Origin of the sequence: Pedobacter sp. (assembly GCF_045627485.1) — a bacterium.
In the GTDB taxonomy this organism is placed as follows: domain Bacteria; phylum Bacteroidota; class Bacteroidia; order Sphingobacteriales; family Sphingobacteriaceae; genus Pedobacter.
This window is the reverse complement of record NZ_JAZQNU010000101.1, coordinates 1-3,689: the sequence shown is the minus strand read 5'-3', so window position 1 is coordinate 3,689 and position 3,689 is coordinate 1. Positions and strand designations below refer to the sequence as shown.

The window sequence follows — 3,689 nt, the reverse complement described above, 5'->3', positions numbered from 1 at the left end:
TTTATATTTGCTAATGTTAAATAATTATTAATTTGTTTTATACTTAGGAAATTGTGATGGAAGTTAAAGATGCAAATGGTAACCTGCTCTCCGATGGGGATTCAGTAGTGGTGATGAAAACTTTAAAAGTAAAAGGATCTTCAATGACCGTTAAAAAGGGTGCAGTAGTTAAAAGGATCAGGTTAACCGACGATCCGGATGAAGTAGATTGTAAAGTAGATGGTACAAGCATTGTATTAAGAACAGAGTTTCTTAAAAAACAATAATAGTAATAAAAGAAAAGAGGCTTAAGCCTCTTTTCTTTTATTACTATTTCAATAAGTTCATAGAATATGGTTATTGATGAATTTGGCGTTCTTCAGGATTTAAAATACTTTAGCGGTACCCATAACATGCCAAAACATTCACCATGTTCTTTATTGACATGTTTGTGATGCATTTTATGTGCTCTTCGTAAAGCTTTAAAGTAGCGATTATCGGTTTTTCTTAGAAACCTAAAACGTTGATGGATAAAGATATCATGCACAAAAAAGTATGCCGCGCCATAGGCGGTTATTCCAATACCAATGTACAAAGCTAGCTGAACGTCATAGAAGCTGCCCAAAGCAAGGCAGATAATTCCAGGGATGGCAAAAATAAGGAAGAAGAAATCGTTTCTTTCGAAAAACCCCGGATGATCTTTCTGGTGGTGGTCACGGTGTAAAAACCAGCACAAGCCATGCATAATATATTTATGAGTAAACCAGGCCACGGCTTCCATGAATACAAACGTACCAAGTACCACCAATACTTTTACAACCCAGCTGTCCATAATTTCAATTCTTTATATTCAACCATTTTTTTAAAACATATTTTTAACCAAGCGCTGTAGGCTTCGGGTTTTACGTTGAGTTCCTGTTCCAATGCCGTTAAACTTAGATATTTATAGGATGCTACCTCTTCAGGATTAGGCACTGGTAATATATCCGAATATCCGAAAAAAACATGATCATATTCATGTTCAATAAGATCGTTGGTAAAAGCTGCTTCATATGTGAAAGGAAATCCATAAACAAGCTCTGATTTCATGCCCATCTCTTCCTGTAAGCGACGGTTTGCAGCGGCACTTAAGGTTTCGCCAGGTTTAGGGTGGCTGCAGCACGTGTTGGTCCACAGTCCGCCAGAATGGTATTTGGCAAATGCCCGCTGTTGTAAGAGCAACTCATGCTGGTTATTAAAAATAAAGACAGAAAAGGCACGGTGGAGACTTCCCGTTAAATGTGCCTCCAATTTCCCCATTGTACCGACCTGATTGTCGCGTTCATCTACAAGTATTACGAGGTCTTCCATTTCTTTAACATATTCAACTCTTCAGGAGTACAGTATTTTGTGCTCATTAAATATTTAATTGTTCTATTTCTCAAGTCAGTATCCTTTACTTTATCTAACTGTGAAATCAATAGCTTCTTATCTTCTTCAATATGTTTTGAATAGCCTAGCACCGCAGGTACACTGGTTTGTATAGCGAACCGGAGGTAGCGTAATTCGAAATTGTTTACGTCCGATTCAATGGCTTCTTCCATCATGGCTCTACCTTGTTTAAATTTGTTCCATCTTGACATAGGATTAAACATGTGTTTCGCTTCAATCATGGTAGAAACTCCACGGTATCCATTTATCACCGGGTTGTTCTCCGGGTATTGGGCCAATGCTGCTTTTAACTGTGTATTGGCCTTTTTACTCTCTGCCGCCTGTATTAGCAGGTTCCTGATTTCTACAAGCGATGCCCTGTTCATATTTATAGCAGGGTTGAATAATAACGTAAATAAGATTAATAATTTCATAGAAAGTTCATTTTATATCTAATCATCGAATCAAACATCAATCCAATTTTATGAGTATTGGAGATTCGAATTCGTCTGTCCATGATTTCATTTGCTGATATATTTTTAATTTTGTTAAAAAGCTCTTTATAATAAATGTAAGAGAGGTAAACCCCGCTTCGTGATGACAAAGGTAATTGCTTGATGCCAATCAGTGATTGCCTGAATTCTTCTTCTATTTCTTCTTCAATACATTTCTTTTGATAATCAGAGAAATTACCTAAATCCACGCCAGGGAAATAGTTGCGATTTAATTGAAGGTAATCGGCCTTTACATCGCGCAAAAAGTTTACTTTCTGAAAGGTCGAACCTAGTTTCATGGCAAAGGGTTTTAGTCTTTCATAATATTCCTTATCGCCATCTGTAAAAACATGCAAGCACATCAGTCCAACCACTTCGGCAGATCCTAAAATATAACTTTCATATTTATCTCGACTATATACCGCTGGTTCCAGATCCATTTCCATACTTTTCAGAAAATCGTGAATTAATGAATGCTCAATCTGATAATCATTCACTACTTTCTGAAAGGAATTAAGTACAGGGTTTAAACTGATGCCCTGTGCGATAGCCTCAAAACAATCCTGTTTAAATTTATCCAGAAGGTATTTTTTGTCAAAGTCATGAAAACTATCTACAATTTCGTCTGCAAATCTAACAAAACCATAAATGGCATAAATAGGCCCTCTAATTTTTTTACTTAAAAAGTAGATACCCAAAGAGAAGCTGGTGCTGTATCTTCTTGTGGTAATTTTGCTGCACTCGGCCGACAGCTGGTCAAATAATTCTTTCATCGTGCAAATTGATTAAGCTGTTTAATTAATTCTTTAGCCGCAACTTTACCTGAGATAAGCGATGGCGGAACGCCAGGCCCGGGAACGGTAAGCTGACCTGCGTAAAATAAATTGCTAACTTTTTTGTTTCTTATTGACGGTTTTAAGTTTGCAGTTTGCATTAGGGTATTTGCTAAACCGTAGGCATTGCCTTTATAAGAATTATAATCGGCCACAAAGTCCCGCACACAATAACTCTTTTTATAGTCTATATCCTTGCGGATGTCCTGTTGGCAATAGGTTTCCAGTCTGTCGAGCACCATGTCAAAATAAACTTCGCGTTGAGCATCGTTGTCTGTTAAACCAGGAGCAATAGGGATAAGGAGAAACATGTTCTCGTGTCCTTCAGGAGCAACTGAATGATCTGTTTTTGATGGACAACACACGTAAAAAAGCGGTTTGGAAGGCCATTTCGGGTCCCTGTATATCTCCTTCGCATGTACCTTAAGATCTTCATCAAAAAACAGGTTATGGTGTTCCAGCCTCCGTACATGAGTTTTGATCCCCAGGTAAAAGATCAGGCAGGATGGGGCAAGAACACGTTTGTCCCAATAACTGTTACTATAGTTTCGGTAATGAGGTAATAGTAATTGCTGTTCAATATGATGATAATCCCCTGAAGCAATTACGGCATCAAAAGCACGGGTTCTTTTGGTGGTGGTTAGTGTGCTGACCAGGTTTTCTTTCACCTGGATATGACTCACTGCTTCATTCAGGTGAAAAGTAACCCCTAATTTTTCACAAACGGCACTCATGGCATTGATTACTTCACCAAACCCACCCTTTGGATACCAGGTTCCTAATTTTAAACCGGCATAATTCATTAAGCTGTATAACGCAGGCGTATCCTCAGGTGTGGCACCTAAAAATAGCACAGGAAACTCCATTAAGGCAATGAGATGTGGGTGCGTAAAGTATTTACGAACATGTTTGCTGAAAGATGAAAATACCTGTAGTTTGAATATTCCTTTAATCAGGTCGGCATCCATAAATT

General features: G+C 38.0%; 6 protein-coding genes. 1 reads left to right on the top strand and 5 read right to left on the bottom strand.

Going from position 1 to position 3,689, the window contains the following annotated elements:
* Nucleotides 1–56: 56 nt before the first annotated feature.
* A complete protein-coding gene (locus ACR2F3_RS07875; RefSeq protein WP_196860451.1) occupies nt 57–266 on the top strand; it encodes a zinc ribbon domain-containing protein YjdM in 210 nt (69 codons plus the stop codon).
* Nucleotides 267–358: 92 nt separating this feature from the next.
* Here ACR2F3_RS07875 and ACR2F3_RS07870 read toward each other — a convergent pair whose 3' ends face one another.
* The 5 genes from ACR2F3_RS07870 to ACR2F3_RS07850 form a co-directional block, all read right to left on the bottom strand.
* The gene (locus tag ACR2F3_RS07870) at nt 359–811 is read right to left on the bottom strand and encodes a sterol desaturase family protein (protein ID WP_432709436.1); all 453 of its coding nucleotides are present in this window, start codon (nt 809–811) and stop codon (nt 359–361) included.
* Entirely contained in the window at nt 793–1,329 is a 537-nt protein-coding gene (gene idi, locus ACR2F3_RS07865) for an isopentenyl-diphosphate Delta-isomerase (RefSeq protein WP_432709435.1), read from the bottom strand. Before idi ends, ACR2F3_RS07870 begins: the two co-directional genes overlap by 19 nt.
* A complete protein-coding gene (locus ACR2F3_RS07860; protein ID WP_432709434.1) occupies nt 1,314–1,823 on the bottom strand; it encodes a hypothetical protein in 510 nt (169 codons plus the stop codon). Before ACR2F3_RS07860 ends, idi begins: the two co-directional genes overlap by 16 nt.
* On the bottom strand, nt 1,820–2,656 hold the full coding sequence (locus tag ACR2F3_RS07855) for a phytoene/squalene synthase family protein (protein ID WP_432709433.1): 837 nt from the start codon (nt 2,654–2,656) through the stop codon (nt 1,820–1,822). Before ACR2F3_RS07855 ends, ACR2F3_RS07860 begins: the two co-directional genes overlap by 4 nt.
* Nucleotides 2,653–3,689, bottom strand: a 1,037-nt coding sequence (locus ACR2F3_RS07850) for a phytoene desaturase family protein (RefSeq protein ID WP_432709432.1), incomplete at its 5' end; no start/stop codon positions are given. The genes ACR2F3_RS07850 and ACR2F3_RS07855, both read right to left, overlap by 4 nt.